The following is a 13,539-nucleotide window of genomic DNA, read 5'->3' as shown; positions in this document are numbered from 1 at the left end:
TCAGGAATCCTGGCTCGCTACGCCGGCTTCCAGATCCAGCAGCCGGCGCGCCAGGCGCAGCAGACGGAACAGCTTCACCAGCGCAGCATCGCTCAGGCGTGTGGCCGAGCCGCCGTGGCCATGCAGCAGCGCCGCCAACTCGTCGGCCAGCCGCGCGCGGTCCAATCCGTTCGCGGAGGGCGGAGCCGCACTCAGCACATGCAGCAGGGTCAGCACCGCCCGCGCGAACGCAGGCAGCGCCTTTGCCTGGCCCACGGCCGGCGCCACGCAGACAAAGCCGATGCCGCCGACGCTGGCCTCGATGTGGTCGCTGACCGCCGCTTCCTCGGCGATCTCGCGCGCAAACTGCGCAATGTGCACGCGCAGGCGATCCGGCGCGTCCAGCCCCGGCTCGATGTACCAGACGTCCGAGATGGGATAGAGCCCGCCGACCTGCACGGGGATCGCACGCAGCGCATCGGCCTCGAAGTCGGGCAACTTGTCGCCGAGCTGGTCCGCGACCATCCGCTGGATGGACTGCAGGCGCTCGGTGGTCGGTGCCGGTGTCACGATGTGCCCTTGCAGGCGCTCGTCGCGTGGTCCGTGCTGGTCCTCCGGCGCTTCGGGCGATGCAGGCGGTGTTGCTGCTGGCGCCGAAGGCGCGACCGGCGTGGTGTCGCGCGGCACAGACGAGGCGGGTGGCCGCTGAGGCTCGGAGACCGGTGCGGAAGTAGCAGCAGGCACGACAGGCGCTGCCGGAGGCGTCAGCGCCGCCGGTTCGCTGGTCAGCGCACGCTGGCGGCTTTCGCTGTCGTCGATCTCCAGCGCCAGCGTGTCGTAGTCCGCCTCCAGCAGTTCGGCCATCTGGCCCACCAACTCGTCCTGCACCCGCTGCGGCGAGAAGTCATCCGGCTGCGTGTCGAACCGCGTCAGCACATCCTGAAACAGCGTGGCGAAGTCCACGGCCACCGTGCGGCCCAGCGCACGCCGCTCCCAGGTGCGCTCGCACGCCTTGCGCAGTACCGCGATCCGTTCCACCTGATGTCGTCCCAGGCCGCCGTAGAGCAGGTTCGGTATCGCCGGCAGCAGGTAGCGCACCGCATCGTTCATGCGGCTGATGTGCGACTGCGGCACCGGATAGCCGTCGGCCGTCAGCCGCCGTGCGAGTTCGCTTTGCGACAGCGCCTGGCCGCTTTCTTGCTCGTAGAACTCGCGCGCCTTCTCGATGCCCAGGGCGCGCTCGATGAAGGTCAGCCCACCGCGCAGTTCGTTCTCGGCCAGGTGCCCGGTCAACGCCACGATTTCGCCGCGCGCCGGCCACGGGCGGAACAGGCACGCGATCCGGAAGAAGCGGTCTTCCTTGGTTTCGCTCCACAGTTCGCGCAGGATGGCGAGCCGCGTATTGCCACCGTTCCTGATGATGTAGTGCGCCTCGCCCGGCCGGCGGGTGATCGCGGGCGGTGCGTCCAGCCCGCGCTCGCGGATCGAGGCCTTGATTTCCTCGTAGGCCGGGTTGCGCGTCACGCGTGGGTCATGTTCATAGGGACGCAACTCGTCCAGCGTCACCACCATCGGCGTATCGGCGATGGGGTCGGTCAGGGCAGCGGCCGAAGGACCGCTGCGTTCGAAGCCGGTGGCCAGCAGCTTGGCGGCCATGTCCTGCGGCGTCGGATCAGCCATCGCTGCTCTCCCGAGATGCCGCCGGTGCTTGTCGAGCGGCGCGGCGAAGCTGCGCGCGAGCGTTGCGGCTGGCGCGATGATCGCTCGCGGTCGAACTGGTGTAGATCGCGGCGCAGCCGGGCTTGGTGAACATCAGGTGCCCGCCGCGCGTGCGTTTCACGTGCCAGCCTTCGCCCAGCGCGAACTCGATCAGCGCGCGCAGCCGCGCATGGCCGCGGGCCAGTTCATGCGCGTTGGCCATGACTGGTTCCCCCTGCGTGACCTTTGCCGGTAACGCACGCGAAGCGCTCCCGCCATGCCGGGAACAACTCGCCAGCCAGCGCACGCATCGTCTCCAACGCCGCAGGTGCAGTGCGGCCCACCGGCTGCCGGTACTCGACGCGATGCACCGGCAGTCCTCGTGTTGCGGCACGTGGGTAGGCCTCGATGGCCGGGACGTCGGTGTTCAGGACCTGTATGCCAGCGTGCGCCTGGAAGACTTGTCGCAGGGCCTGCTGGATCAGTCGGGCGTTCGACGAAACCGGATGCACACGGTTGATGAGCAAGCGCAGCGGTGGCGGCTCGATGCCGAGGTGCCGATACGGAGCGATGTCCTCGATCAGTTGCAGCGTGCCGCGCCTCAGCTCACGCGCCGCCAGGATTTCCGGTGTCACCGGCGACAGCGCCAGGCTGGAGGCCAGTACCGCCATCTCCAGCAGCACACTGCGCGCTCCCTGGGTATCGATCAGCAGCAGGTCGTAGTGCGACGCCAGCGAGGGAAGCAGGTGACGCAGGCGCAGGCGCCCGTCGGGTGCATGCAGCAGCAGTGTGTTCAGTTCGCCGCGGTGGTCGTTCGACACCACCAGGTCGAGACCTGCCACAGCGGTCTGCGAAGCCAATTGTTCGATACGCTGCTCGTTGAAGGCCAGCATCTCGTAGATACCGGCAGGCGCATGCGTGCCGAGCGTGAAGTAGCTCGACAAGGTGGGCTGCACGTCCAGGTCCAGCAGCAGCACGCGTAGCCCTGCATCGGCGATGAAGCCGCCCAGGTTCGCTGCGGTGGTCGTCTTGCCGACGCCACCCTTGGTCGAGATGATGGATACCACCTGCATGGCACGACTCCTCGTGGAAGGGACTTCGAGGGAGCACGGGCTCACGCCCGTTCCCTGAGTCGATCGGTGATCCACTGATCGATCTCCACCGAATCCCAGCCGATGGCGCGTACCCCGAGGCGCAGGGGCTTGGGAAACTTGCCCTCCTTGATCAGGTTGTAGATGTGGGCGCGCTTGAAGCCGGTCTTGGCCTCGACTTCCGCGCGGCGCAGGATGCGGTGTTCGTTCGGCGTCGCGGTGGCGATGGTCTGGGCAGTCACGAGGGACACTCCTTGGCGCTGTGTAGCGGCGGTGATGGACGTGCCCCGTATTCAATAGCGCGGTCCCTGCGCGGTCACCGCAAGTGCAGACACGCCGTCTGCACTTGCAGTCAGCGGTCCTGGGTGGCGAGATGACGCCTGGCTGCCGAAAACTTCGCCCACAGCGTTCGCTCGCTGATCCCGGACTTGTCGCCGTAATGGGCAACCAGCGCACTGATGACCGATTCCAGCGTCTCGAAGGACGAATAGGGAACGCCATTGGGCGACTTGCCCAGCAGCAGGGTCAAAAGACCGCCAACGATGTTCAGGTAGGTGGACTCACTGCGGGCGCCCGGCACCCCGGAACGCTTCTCGCGCTCCGTACGTGCCTGGTGCTCCTGGCTGAGCGTCTGGAACTGGGCATAGAGCGCATCCCAGGCTTGCACCCTGTCGGCAAGCTGGAGCTTCAATGCCTCGCGATCCATGACCAGTGCCTGCACAGCATCGACACTGACGGCCGGATGCAGGTGACGCTCGAAGGCATCGAACAGGAAGGCCGGTCGCTGGTCGGGATAGAAGCGGATCATCCAGGCCTTCAGATCGACATGTCGGATCGTGAGGCTGGGGTCATCGAGCAAGGCGGGGTCGTTGCTCGTGATGCCGTCCTTGCCGTAGGGAAGGTCGAGATGCACCAGTGCGTCGTGGATCCGTTCCGCGTTCAGGCGAAGCTGTGGCCAGCGTGCCAGTTCGGGGTGCTCCGGTAAGCGGTTCATCCCCTTGGCGACATCGAGGATGCGACGCTCGAAACGCGACAGCCCTGCCCACTGGATGGCCGCCTCGATTGGACGGTAGAAGACCTTGGCGTGGGCGCCGGAAGAAAATGACTTTCTCATGGCTGCTCCCTGGTAACCGGATTCAGGACATCTGCTTCCCTCGTTGATTGGAATCGCTGCCGGGACGCGCCTTCACGGCGCGAGACGGTGGCGGCTTGGCTTGTGGGAAAGGCCAGGATGACGGATGTTCACCAGAGCAGCCGCCTGTCGCTATGGCGCTTGTCCACCAGCACCGAGCCTCTGCGTGGCGGTATGCTTCAAGCGGTTGACTGCACATGGCAGGATGGCTCGATAACGAGGTTTTGCTACAGACGCCATCGCGGCGAAAGACGGATTCGGTCTTCTTGCGTTCGAGCCTGGGCGTTACCGGCGTGCAAGACAGCGACGGTCTATCAGCAGACGCAGTGTGGGCGGAAACAGGTGTGGCGATGCCGCCTCGACGGAGTGCGGCGAGGTTTCGGGCAAGACGCGAGAGGTCTGCCTCCAGATCGAGAAAGCATGATCGATCCCCCCGCGGCTGGTGCACAGCTTCAGCGCCCGCTGGTCGGACGATGTGGCGGCGGACAGACCCTCGCGCGTGACCTGGGATATCCTTCCCGCGGGTGACGACGCCTGCAAGCTCGTGCTCACCCACGACGATTTCGGCGGCGCCACCGCCACCAGCCAGGCCGTGCGCGGCGGCTGGCCCGAAGTGCTGTCGCGGCTGAAGACGCCGGTCGAGACGGGAGCGCCATTTTTCATCCCTGCGCCGCCCCCGGCCTGACACCCAGGAGCCCACATGAACCCGCCCACTCTGACTGCTTGCTATGCCGGTTGGTTCGGCATTCTCTTTCTCGTTCTTTCCATCTGGGTATCCATTGGAAGGGCGCAATTCAAGGCGCACCACGGGGACGGCGGACACGAGTCGCTGCGACGCCGGATCAGGATCCAGGCGAACTTCGCCGAGTATGTGCCGCTGGCGCTGCTGCTCGTGGGCCTCAACGAAGTGCTCGGGGCCGAGCGCTGGACGGTGCATGCGCTGCTGATCGCGCTGCTCGCCGCCCGGCTCGTCCATCCCTTCGGGATGACGGCGCCCGAGGGCTCGCTTCAGCAGTACGCGCTCAGGGCGCCGGCCATGATGGCGACTTGGACCGTGCTGGCGGTCGCGTCAGGCATGTTGCTTTTGCGCTAGAACCGCACGCGCGGCACCAGAAAGTCTAGGAAGGCACGCCCCCGCAGGGGCGGGTAGTCGCCTTTGGCCCATGAATACGGCATGCACCTCCACGGTGCCGCCGGGACTCCAGTCCTCCAGCACTGGCAGCCGCCGCTCAGCGGCGATGTCTTCGCGCGCCTGGAATGTGGCCAGCCGCGCCAGCCCCAGCCCGGCCACGGCTAGGCGGCGCAGGGCCTGGCCGTCGCTGGCAGCGCGCGCGTAGTTCAGGCCGATCAGGTTGTGTCGCTGCAGGTCGTCCGGCGCGGCTGGCGCGTCACCTCGCGCGCTACTCGTCGCGGGGTGGTGCCGGTGACGCGGCGGAAGGCCACGCCGAAGGCGCTTGGTGAGGCATAGCCCAGTTCATCCGCCACCGACTCGACCGTGGCCCCGGGGCGTGACAAGGCCTGGCGCGCGAGCGCCATCCGCCAATGGAGCAGATAGTCCATCGGTGCCTGCCCCACCGTCTGCCGAAACCGGGCCGAGAACTGCGATCGCGACAGATGGCTGACCTCCGCCAGATCCTGCAGCCGCCAGGCTCTGTCCGGCTCACGGTGAATGGCGCGAAGTGCCGGCCCGATACGCGGATCGGCCAGTGCTGCCAACCACCCGCGAGCAGCGGTTGCCGGCAAGGCCCGGATCAACTCGATGAATACGATCTGCATGATGTGAGTCGCCATGGCCGCCGATCCCGGCGCCTGCGTGCGGCACTCTTCCTCCAGCCGGTCGAGCAGCCAGCCGATCCTCCGCGCCACTGGGCTGTCGCCGGGAATCACCGTTACCGATTGCAGGGCATCGATCAGCAGCGCGGCGGCCGGTGGCAAATCCATGCGCCCGCCGAGGCACAGGAATTCCGGTCCGGGTCCCGCGTCGAACTGCGCGATCAGGGTGTTCTCGCAACCGGCGAAGACGTCCTGCGCCGGTTGCGCCAGCCGGTCGAGATCAGTACCCAGCGTGAACGGTCTGCCTGGCGCGACCAGAAAGCAGTCGCCGGTCTTCAGTGCCCAGCGCTGACCGGCCACCTCCAGCCCGCATTCGCCCCGGCGGATCACGTTGCATTTGAGCGTCGGCAGCGGGGCGACCCGCAGTGCCCACAGCCCCCGCGCCCGGAGCCCCGTCGAGACGGCCGCCTGTACCCCGGTCAGGGTCAGCAGTTGCGAAAGTGGCTCATCAGGCAGGGGCATAGGATGATCTGAACAGAATATGAGAATTTAAAGCATAGATGATCCGGCCGGCGCGGGTAATCATCTCTCCGTCAAGATCAGGAGATGAACGATGAACCCGATGCAAAAGCCGCTCGGCACCCCTTTCACACCCTTCACTACCGCCGAAGAAGTCGCCCGCGGCATCGACCTATCCGGCAAGACCGTGGTGGTCACTGGCGGTGCGTCCGGCCTTGGGCTGGAGTCCGCTCGTGTGTTCTCGGGCCTCGGTGCCCGTGTCATCGTTCCGGCGCGCAACGTGGACGCTGCGCGCCGGGCGCTGGCCGGGCTCGCCCGGGTCGAAGTGGCCGGGATGGAACTGACCGACCCCGCCTCGATCCGTGCCTTCGCCGAGGGCTTCCTCGCCAGCGGCCGATCGCTGCACCTGCTGGTTCTCAGCGCCGGCATCATGGCGACGCCGTTGTTCCGCGATGCCGAAGGGCGCGAAGGACAGTTCGCCACCAACCACCTGGGACATTTCCGCCTGACGGCCGCACTCTGGCCGGTGCTCAAGGCGGCCGGCACGGCACGGGTGGTGGTGCTGTCCTCGCGTGGGCATTTGTTGCCCGGATTCGACCTGACCGATCTGGATTTCACCCGCCGGCCCTACGACAAGATCGCGGCCTATGCCCAATCGAAGACCGCCAATGCTCTCTTCGCGGTGGCGCTGGATGCGCGAGGCAGGGAGCACGGCATCCGCGCCTACTCGGTGCATCCAGGTTCGATCCTCGGAAACCTGGCCCGCCATGCCAGCCGCGAGGAACTGGAAGCCTACGGTGCGTTGAACCCGGATGGCACGCCCCTGATCGACCCGGCCAACGACAAGAAGAACTTCGCCCAGGGCGCGGCGACCATGGTCTGGTGCGCCACGGCGCCGGAACTGGAAGGGATCGGCGGGGTGTACTGCGAGGACAGCGACATCGCTCCGGTCGAAGCCGAGGGCCGGTTCGGCGTTCGCCCCTATGCCGCAGACCCGGACCTGGCCGAGGCGCTGTGGCTGGAAACCCTTCGCCTGACGGGAGAGCCATCGGCTCGCTTCATGTAGCCAGCGCATTGGTTGACCTGTCGTCGAATATGAATTCAAATATGGATGCTTATTTGAAAAATACGCTCATATTTGAGGCCCTAAAAGATGTCTTCTTCCGAGCAAAAGCGCTCTGGTGCGCAGGTGGCGATGCCGCAGCCTGTCGCGCGTGCGCTGCGCCGCCTGGGGCAGGACATCTCGGCGGCGCGGCGCATGCGGCGCCTGAGCCAGGAAGACCTTGCGCAGCGCATCGGCACGTCCCTGAGCACCGTCAGGCGCATGGAAGATGGCTATCCCGGCACCGCGCTGCACACCTTCCTGCGCGCGCTGCACGTGCTGGGCCGGCTCGATGACCTATCAAGCGCGATGACCCTGGAGAAGGATGCGCTCGGCATCGAACTGGTACGGGAGCAATTGCCGCAGCGGGTACGCACCTCTGCCGGCAGGAAGCGGCAGGCAGCCCCCGTCGTTGACAAAGACGATGCGCCCGCGCCTGCCGATGACCTGGAGGGCTTCTGATGGCAACGAGTAAGCCATCCAGGCGCGGCGACCTCGAAGTCCACCTGGGGGCGAGTGGCTTGGTCGTGGGGCGCCTGCATCTTGGCAGCGGCCGGCGCAGCGCGTTCAGCTACGACGAAGGCTGGCTTCGGGATGCCCGTTTCTTCACGCTGTCGCCCGATCTCCAGCCGGTGGCCGGCGTGCAGCATCCCCGTCAGGTGTTCTTCCTCGCGCTGGAGGACACCGCGCCCGACGCCTGGGGAGAGCGCGTGATCCGGCGCGCCCATGCGAAGCTGCGGCAGGAAGACCGCGATACGCCTGCACTGGACCCGGTGGACTTCGTGATGTGGGTGGACGACGAGGCGCGCGTCGGCGCGCTGCGCCTGTTCGATCCGCAAGCCGGCGCCTACCTGCGTGCCGGCAGAGCGAATCGGCACGTACCGCCCCTGGTGGAACTGGACAAGGTGCTGCACGCGGCCCGCGCCCTGGAAGACGGAACGGAAAGCGCGCAGGACCTGCGCTACCTGCTGGGGCAAGGCACGTCGCTGGGTGGTGCCAGGCCGAAGTCCACGGTGCGGGACACCGATGGACGCCTGGCGGTCGGCAAGTTTCCCAGCCAGGCGGATCGGCGCGACGTGATCCGGGGCGAAGTGCTGGCCATGCAACTGGCGGCCAAGGCCGGCATCCGCGCGGCACCGGCGCGCGTGGAAGTGATCGGCGGCACGGCGGTCGCCGTCATCCGGCGTTTCGATCGCACCGACGATGGCGGCCGCATCCCCTACGTGTCGGCCGCGACGATGCTCCAGTCCGATGGTCGCGATGCGACGCATGCCTACACCGAACTGGTGGATGTGCTGCTTCAGTCGGGCGCCGATCCGATCGCCGACATCCATGAGTTGTGGCGCCGGCTGGTCTTCAACTTCCTGATCTGCAACACCGACGATCACCTGCGCAACACCGGCTTCCTGTACGACGCACGCCAGCGCGGCTGGCGCCTGTCGCCGGCCTTCGACCTGAACCCGATGCCGGGCGACCGTCGCGAGAGCAAGACCTGGCTGACCGAGGACACTGGCGTCATCGATAGCCGGGACATGCTGATGGCCGCCGCGGCGTACTTCAGGCTGGATGCTGCGCAGGCGCAGGCGATCTGGAGCGAAGTGGCTCAGGCCGTGGCGGGCTGGCGTGCATTGGCCCGGGGATTGGGCATGCGCGGCACCGACATGCTGGACTTCGAGCCGGCCTTTGCCCAAGAGGGCGGGGCTGGTACATAATCTGGCCTGATTCCGTAGCGCCAACGGAATAAACCCATTATCAATCAACGATTTGAGTGCGGCGTGATGTTCCCATCGCCCGCTCCATTCCAAAGAATGCCAGGACGGCTACTGACGTCCAGATCCGCGTGAGCTGCCTCTCTCTCGCATGATGCTCCAACCTGAATTACCGTTTGAGTTCCTGGTAAGGCAGCGTCTTTCAGTGCAGTGATCGGAGGCTCCGGCAGGCCGCGAGGTTCGTGCCTGGCCCCTGCGGTCATGACTCAAGTTCGCAGCGCCATCGCGCGCAGCAGCGCATCGATCTGCCCGAATGCATCCTGCTGCCATTGTTCGGGTGTGCGGTCTCCCAGCGCATGCGTGTCTTCGACGAAGCGCCTCACGCAGGTGGGGCCGTATCCCTCGAAGGCATCGAACTTGTCGGCGATGTGTCGAAACCCGCGCTCGCCGCTTGCGTGTTCCAGTAGAGGGAGACATTCTTGCGCCAGCGCTTCGATGCCACCAAGGTAGTTCCGCACGCAGTAGTAGATATCGTAGGCATCCTTCTGCTTGTAGCGGCCCGCCAGCGCATGACCTTTCATGGCCAATAGGGCAGGGATGGAGCACACCGCGATCTCTACGCGGTTGGTCCCTCCGTCCGGCATTGAGCCCTCCACCGCCACCAGCCGATAGAACCGCATCGCCAAGTCAGCGCCGTCGGCCCGTTGTACGGCAAAGTCGCTGATCAGGGGAGGGGTGTTCTTGACGATCTCCGCGTCGCGCGGCATCAAGAAATCGATCACGATGTCGATCGCCTCCCCGTCATCTCGCGCGGGAACCTGGCGAACCAGCTGGAAGCGCCGAAGCCCGTCGCGCTGGGTGTATCCGTGGCTCTGAAGCGCACCGATCAAGGTTGCGTACTCACCGTCGCCGAGCGTTTCTGCATCCAGACCAACGTCCACATCGAGCGTGCCGACGTGGGGCATGTCCTCGTTGGCCAATAGCAACCAGGGTACTGCCCCGCCGATGATGGCAAACTTGCCTTTGAAGCTGCCAAGTATCTGACCGATTTCGATCAGCACGGATTTCACGGCCGCGGTCGTGCGGTCGTCATATTCGGCGGCCGATTGTGGCTCCTGAGATGGCTTCATTTGGGCCATGAAAGCTCTTCCTTGCGCAGGTGGTCGGCGGCCTCGGCGCCGCGTTCGCCGGCAATGGAGAGGTCGAGGTAGGTTTGAACCAGACTCGTGCAGACTGCGCCCGGCGCAGGTTCAACGGTGTCGGTAAGCAATCCCATGTCCTTCGGCACGATGATGACCACGTTCTCGCCCTTTGCGGCAGGCGCGAGCTCCAGCGCCGACTGAAGCTTGCGTAGGCCATCCTCGTCGGCGAAGAAGTATTGTGTGCCGGTACGACCGTAGGGCGAAAGCCACTGCGCTGCCGAGAACGATGCGAAAGCAGCACGTCCAGGACCGTCGTCAGCGCGCAGCGCGGTACGGGCCGCGTTTTCGAACATGCTGCCATGCAGGGGTGTGTAGAACCGCAGATGTTCACCTGACGGTGCGGTGTAGCTGTCTCGCCATGCGTCCAGCAGTGCATCGGGTTCCGAGAGGATGAGGCCATCGTTCGAGGCGCGTGCCCATTCCCGATTAATCAAGCCGGTGCGTACATTACTGACGTGCCCCAGGCTGACGCCGGAAATTTCCGACAACTCGGTGACGCGCCATGCACGGTCGGGTTCGCGTAGCATGACGCGCAGAACCTGAGCCGATTTTGGCCTGAACAGCGATTTGAGTTCGCGTTGTTCGGCCACCGGTTTGTCCGCCACCATGCGCTCGATGAATACGCCGCCAAAAGCGATCCGGGCGTTGCCCTCCAGGTCGAGATAGCTGACGTCCTTCTCTTCGCACAACCGCCTCACCGCGGGCGAGATGTAGGGAGCGATGAAGACAGGCGTTGCCTCGGGAGCTCGCTCCGCAACGTAGTTCCGCAGTTCCAGCAACGCGGACCGGGCGTACCGCGGTTGCCCGTTCGATTTGTATTCGCAGATAAGCAGGTGCCGTTGGCCGTTGACGAGCAGCCGAGCGGTCAAGTCCGGCTCCCAATCACCGGATACGGCTTCGATGCCTTCTATCTGAAGGATCGGGATCTTTTCAAGGACCCACCGCAGCGCCTCACCAGCCCGGGCCTCCGCTTCTTTCATTGGATGATCCTCTTTCATCATTCGCTGAAAGTACCATATTTATTGAAAACCGTGGTCAAGATTTCATTCTTAATGGGATTTCAGCGTCTGCTGAAACTCATTCATAAAGTGAAATTTTGTTCCCTTCACCCGCTCCATTCACCGACGACCAACCGTAGCCTGCCGTGCGATGACGGCATCGACGATCCGCCGCAACTGCCGGTCGGCGTCGCGGATTGAGCGGTTCTGCGCGGACACCTGCGCGCCCTCGAACAGGAACGTGAGTTCGCTCGCCGCGTCTTCAGGCGACGCCAGGCCCGCCCGCTCGCACAGGCTGGCCAGCCGCCGCCATTGCCGCGCCTTGTGTTCCTCGATCAGTTTGCGGCCGGGATGTTCCGGGTCGGGCAGCTCCGCGATCGAGTTGATGAACGCGCAGCCGCGGTGCGACCAGGTTCGCGCTTCGTCCGAAAAATAGGCGACCCATCCAAGGATCTGCGCGCGGGGATCGTCCGGATGCGCGGCCTCGATGGCATCGAGCGCGCGCCAGTAGTCGTCGATCACCTGGCGCAGCCATTCGGTCACCAGCACATCCTTTGATTGGAAATGGCGGTAGATCGCCATCTTCGTCGTGTTGCCTCGGCCGGCGATGGCATCGACGCCGGTCGCCCGGATGCCATCGTTGTAGAACAGCTCGCCGGCCGCCGCGAGCAGGCGTTCGCGCGGCGCGGGAGTGGCCTCGTTCTGGTTGTCGCTCTGTTTTCTTTTCATGGGTGCTTGACGATGATACTGGTCGGTATCATCATTCGGGTTCCGTTGATACTGATCAGTATCACTCAGTGGCGATTCTATGCCACCCCTGGTCGATAGGAAACCGTAATGAAGCTCTCGGAGTACGTGCAGTACGACGCGATCGGGCTGGGCAGCCTCGTCGCGCATGGCGAGGTGAGTCCACGTGAGCTCGCCGACGCGGCGCTGCAAGCGTGCGCGCAGCTCAACCCGCGGATCAACGCGGTGATCGAAAGCTGGTCGCCGGACCTGGCCGACGTTGCCCCCGCGCGGGAAAGAAATTCGCCCCTCGCGGGGGTCCCTTTCCTGATCAAGGATGTGGGCGTCGCGATGGCCGGCAGGAAAAACGAGTTCGGCAGCCGGCTGGCGCAAGGCTTCACGGCGGCGGCCGATTCGCTGCTGATGCGGCGCTTTCGCGAGGCCGGGCTGGTGACCCTGGGGCGCACCGCCACGCCCGAGTTCGCCTGGAGCGGCACGACCGAATCCACGCTGTGCGGCCCGACGCGCAACCCCTGGAATGTGGCCCACGGCTCCGGCGGGTCGAGCGGCGGCGCCGCGGCGGCGGTTGCCGCCGGCATCGTGCCGTTGGCCCATGCCACCGACGCGGCCGGCTCGATCCGCATTCCCTCGGCGGCTTGCGGCGTGTTCGGGCTCAAGCCGACGCGCGGCCGCGTCTCCAATGGGCTCGCGCTGGAAGAGGCCATCAACGGCCTGGCGGCCCAGCTTGGCGTCAGCCGTTCGGTGCGTGACAGCGCCGCGCTGCTGGACGCGGTGCACGGCGCGGCGGATGGCGAGCCGTATGCGATTGCGCCGCCGGCTGGCCGTTACCTGGCGCAAGTCGGCATCGAGCCGGGCAAGCTGCGCATCGGCGTCATGCCGCAGGCGTGGGGAGGCAGGCGTACCCAGGCGTGCGTCCTGGAGCGCCTGGCCGAGGCGGTGCGGCTGTGTGCCTCGCTAGGCCACGAGGTCGAAGAGGCCGAGGCGCCGCTGGGCGTCAGTTGGGAGGCGTTCGTGCATGCCAGCTCGGTGCTGTGGTCCGCCAATATCGCCGCATGGATCGACGGCATCGCGGGCGCCATGGGGCGCCGGCCCGACCTGGCAACCCTGGAGCCGCAGACGCTCGCGGTCTATCGGACGGGGCGCGGGATCGGCGCCATCGAGATGGTCCATGCCCTCGATCTGCGCAATGCCGTGACCCGCAGCGTGGCGGCGTTCTTCTCGCGCTACGACCTGCTGCTGACCCCCACGCTGCCTGAACTGGCTCCGGCGTTGGGGACCTATGCCGCCGGCGCCGACACGATGGACGGCCACCAGTGGACCGACTGCGTCTTCGGCAATTCGCCGTTCACCCCGGTGTTCAACGCCGCCGGATTGCCGGCCATGTCGGTGCCGTTGTTCCAGGACGCCGCGACCGGCCTGCCGATTGGCATGCAGTTCGTTGCGCCGGCCGGCCACGAGGATGTGCTGTTCCAGGTGGCCGGCCAGTTGGAGCGCAGCCTGCCTTGGGCGGGGCGGGAGCCCGGCGTGTGGGCGTCGACGGTGAACGAGTGAGCCGGCGCGATTCAAGTACCCTATAGCCCATCCCCGTG

General features: G+C 66.0%; 15 protein-coding genes. 6 read left to right on the top strand and 9 right to left on the bottom strand.

The window, feature by feature from the left end:
• The 5 genes from ACUTAG_RS10895 to ACUTAG_RS10875 form a co-directional block, all read right to left on the bottom strand.
• Positions 1-1,659 carry a ParB family protein gene (locus ACUTAG_RS10895; protein WP_446650142.1) on the bottom strand — a complete coding sequence of 553 codons (1,659 nt, stop codon included), beginning with the start codon at positions 1,657-1,659 and terminating at the stop codon, positions 1-3.
• Positions 1,652-1,900 carry a hypothetical protein gene (locus ACUTAG_RS10890; protein WP_434028694.1) on the bottom strand — a complete coding sequence of 83 codons (249 nt, stop codon included), beginning with the start codon at positions 1,898-1,900 and terminating at the stop codon, positions 1,652-1,654. The genes ACUTAG_RS10895 and ACUTAG_RS10890 overlap by 8 nt, the downstream gene beginning before the upstream one ends.
• A complete protein-coding gene (locus tag ACUTAG_RS10885; protein ID WP_446650141.1) occupies positions 1,884-2,750 on the bottom strand; it encodes a ParA family protein in 867 nt (288 codons plus the stop codon). Before ACUTAG_RS10885 ends, ACUTAG_RS10890 begins: the two co-directional genes overlap by 17 nt.
• A gap of 41 nt (positions 2,751-2,791) precedes the next feature.
• Complete coding sequence (locus tag ACUTAG_RS10880) at positions 2,792-3,010, bottom strand: AlpA family transcriptional regulator (protein WP_009461157.1); 219 nt, start codon at positions 3,008-3,010, stop codon at positions 2,792-2,794.
• Positions 3,011-3,120: 110 nt separating this feature from the next.
• Positions 3,121-3,882 (bottom strand): hypothetical protein, encoded by a 762-nt coding sequence (locus ACUTAG_RS10875; protein ID WP_446650140.1) that lies wholly within the window; start codon positions 3,880-3,882, stop codon positions 3,121-3,123.
• A 460-nt stretch (positions 3,883-4,342) separates the two neighbouring features.
• On the opposite strand from ACUTAG_RS10875, the gene ACUTAG_RS10870 reads away from it, so the two are divergent.
• Together ACUTAG_RS10870 and ACUTAG_RS10865 are read left to right on the top strand one after the other, a co-directional pair.
• Positions 4,343-4,585: an SRPBCC domain-containing protein gene (locus ACUTAG_RS10870; protein WP_068636804.1), complete on the top strand. Its 243-nt coding sequence runs from the start codon at positions 4,343-4,345 to the stop codon at positions 4,583-4,585.
• A gap of 15 nt (positions 4,586-4,600) precedes the next feature.
• Complete coding sequence (locus tag ACUTAG_RS10865; RefSeq protein ID WP_068636803.1) at positions 4,601-4,993, top strand: MAPEG family protein; 393 nt, start codon at positions 4,601-4,603, stop codon at positions 4,991-4,993.
• 254 nt (positions 4,994-5,247) lie between these two features.
• On the opposite strand, the gene ACUTAG_RS10860 is transcribed toward ACUTAG_RS10865, so the two are convergent.
• Entirely contained in the window at positions 5,248-6,195 is a 948-nt protein-coding gene (locus tag ACUTAG_RS10860) for an AraC family transcriptional regulator (protein WP_446650139.1), read from the bottom strand.
• Positions 6,196-6,286: 91 nt separating this feature from the next.
• Between ACUTAG_RS10860 and ACUTAG_RS10855 the strand changes: the two genes are divergently transcribed.
• The 3 genes from ACUTAG_RS10855 (at position 6,287) to ACUTAG_RS10845 (ending at position 9,006) form a co-directional block, all read left to right on the top strand.
• Positions 6,287-7,258 carry an SDR family NAD(P)-dependent oxidoreductase gene (locus tag ACUTAG_RS10855; RefSeq protein WP_446650138.1) on the top strand — a complete coding sequence of 324 codons (972 nt, stop codon included), beginning with the start codon at positions 6,287-6,289 and terminating at the stop codon, positions 7,256-7,258.
• 87 nt (positions 7,259-7,345) lie between these two features.
• Positions 7,346-7,756, top strand: a complete 411-nt coding sequence (locus ACUTAG_RS10850) for a helix-turn-helix domain-containing protein (protein WP_446650137.1) — start codon at positions 7,346-7,348, stop codon at positions 7,754-7,756.
• Positions 7,756-9,006, top strand: a complete 1,251-nt coding sequence (locus tag ACUTAG_RS10845; RefSeq protein WP_446650136.1) for a type II toxin-antitoxin system HipA family toxin — start codon at positions 7,756-7,758, stop codon at positions 9,004-9,006. Before ACUTAG_RS10850 ends, ACUTAG_RS10845 begins: the two co-directional genes overlap by 1 nt.
• Positions 9,007-9,269: 263 nt before the next feature.
• Here ACUTAG_RS10845 and ACUTAG_RS10840 read toward each other — a convergent pair whose 3' ends face one another.
• From ACUTAG_RS10840 to ACUTAG_RS10830, 3 genes are all read right to left on the bottom strand, one after another.
• The gene (locus tag ACUTAG_RS10840) at positions 9,270-10,142 is read right to left on the bottom strand and encodes a nucleotidyl transferase AbiEii/AbiGii toxin family protein (protein WP_187378280.1); all 873 of its coding nucleotides are present in this window, start codon (positions 10,140-10,142) and stop codon (positions 9,270-9,272) included.
• Positions 10,130-11,185, bottom strand: a complete 1,056-nt coding sequence (locus ACUTAG_RS10835; protein WP_392388246.1) for a hypothetical protein — start codon at positions 11,183-11,185, stop codon at positions 10,130-10,132. Before ACUTAG_RS10835 ends, ACUTAG_RS10840 begins: the two co-directional genes overlap by 13 nt.
• A 138-nt stretch (positions 11,186-11,323) precedes the next feature.
• A complete protein-coding gene (locus ACUTAG_RS10830) occupies positions 11,324-11,932 on the bottom strand; it encodes a TetR/AcrR family transcriptional regulator (protein ID WP_053497083.1) in 609 nt (202 codons plus the stop codon).
• A gap of 108 nt (positions 11,933-12,040) precedes the next feature.
• On the opposite strand from ACUTAG_RS10830, the gene ACUTAG_RS10825 reads away from it, so the two are divergent.
• Positions 12,041-13,501 carry an amidase gene (locus tag ACUTAG_RS10825; protein WP_148317257.1) on the top strand — a complete coding sequence of 487 codons (1,461 nt, stop codon included), beginning with the start codon at positions 12,041-12,043 and terminating at the stop codon, positions 13,499-13,501.
• The last annotated feature ends 38 nt before the right edge of the window (positions 13,502-13,539 follow it).

It is taken from the genome of Achromobacter sp. CSND-B12 (assembly GCF_052906545.1).
Note: the sequence above shows the minus strand (reverse complement) of the source record. Positions and strands in the feature narration are given on the sequence as shown.

What these genes read in the sequence shown, in the direction of transcription:
- ACUTAG_RS10895 (WP_446650142.1), bottom strand. Translation starts at nt 1,659, where the DNA reads ATGGCTGATCCGACGCCGCAGGACATGGCCGCCAAGCTGCTGGCCACC.
- ACUTAG_RS10890 (WP_434028694.1), bottom strand. Translation starts at nt 1,900, where the DNA reads ATGGCCAACGCGCATGAACTGGCCCGCGGCCATGCGCGGCTGCGCGCG.
- ACUTAG_RS10885 (WP_446650141.1), bottom strand. Translation starts at nt 2,750, where the DNA reads ATGCAGGTGGTATCCATCATCTCGACCAAGGGTGGCGTCGGCAAGACG.
- ACUTAG_RS10875 (WP_446650140.1), bottom strand. Translation starts at nt 3,882, where the DNA reads ATGAGAAAGTCATTTTCTTCCGGCGCCCACGCCAAGGTCTTCTACCGT.
- ACUTAG_RS10865 (WP_068636803.1), top strand. Translation starts at nt 4,601, where the DNA reads ATGAACCCGCCCACTCTGACTGCTTGCTATGCCGGTTGGTTCGGCATT.
- ACUTAG_RS10860 (WP_446650139.1), bottom strand. Translation starts at nt 6,195, where the DNA reads ATGCCCCTGCCTGATGAGCCACTTTCGCAACTGCTGACCCTGACCGGG.
- ACUTAG_RS10855 (WP_446650138.1), top strand. Translation starts at nt 6,287, where the DNA reads ATGAACCCGATGCAAAAGCCGCTCGGCACCCCTTTCACACCCTTCACT.
- ACUTAG_RS10850 (WP_446650137.1), top strand. Translation starts at nt 7,346, where the DNA reads ATGTCTTCTTCCGAGCAAAAGCGCTCTGGTGCGCAGGTGGCGATGCCG.
- ACUTAG_RS10845 (WP_446650136.1), top strand. Translation starts at nt 7,756, where the DNA reads ATGGCAACGAGTAAGCCATCCAGGCGCGGCGACCTCGAAGTCCACCTG.
- ACUTAG_RS10840 (WP_187378280.1), bottom strand. Translation starts at nt 10,142, where the DNA reads ATGGCCCAAATGAAGCCATCTCAGGAGCCACAATCGGCCGCCGAATAT.
- ACUTAG_RS10835 (WP_392388246.1), bottom strand. Translation starts at nt 11,185, where the DNA reads ATGAAAGAAGCGGAGGCCCGGGCTGGTGAGGCGCTGCGGTGGGTCCTT.
- ACUTAG_RS10830 (WP_053497083.1), bottom strand. Translation starts at nt 11,932, where the DNA reads ATGAAAAGAAAACAGAGCGACAACCAGAACGAGGCCACTCCCGCGCCG.
- ACUTAG_RS10825 (WP_148317257.1), top strand. Translation starts at nt 12,041, where the DNA reads ATGAAGCTCTCGGAGTACGTGCAGTACGACGCGATCGGGCTGGGCAGC.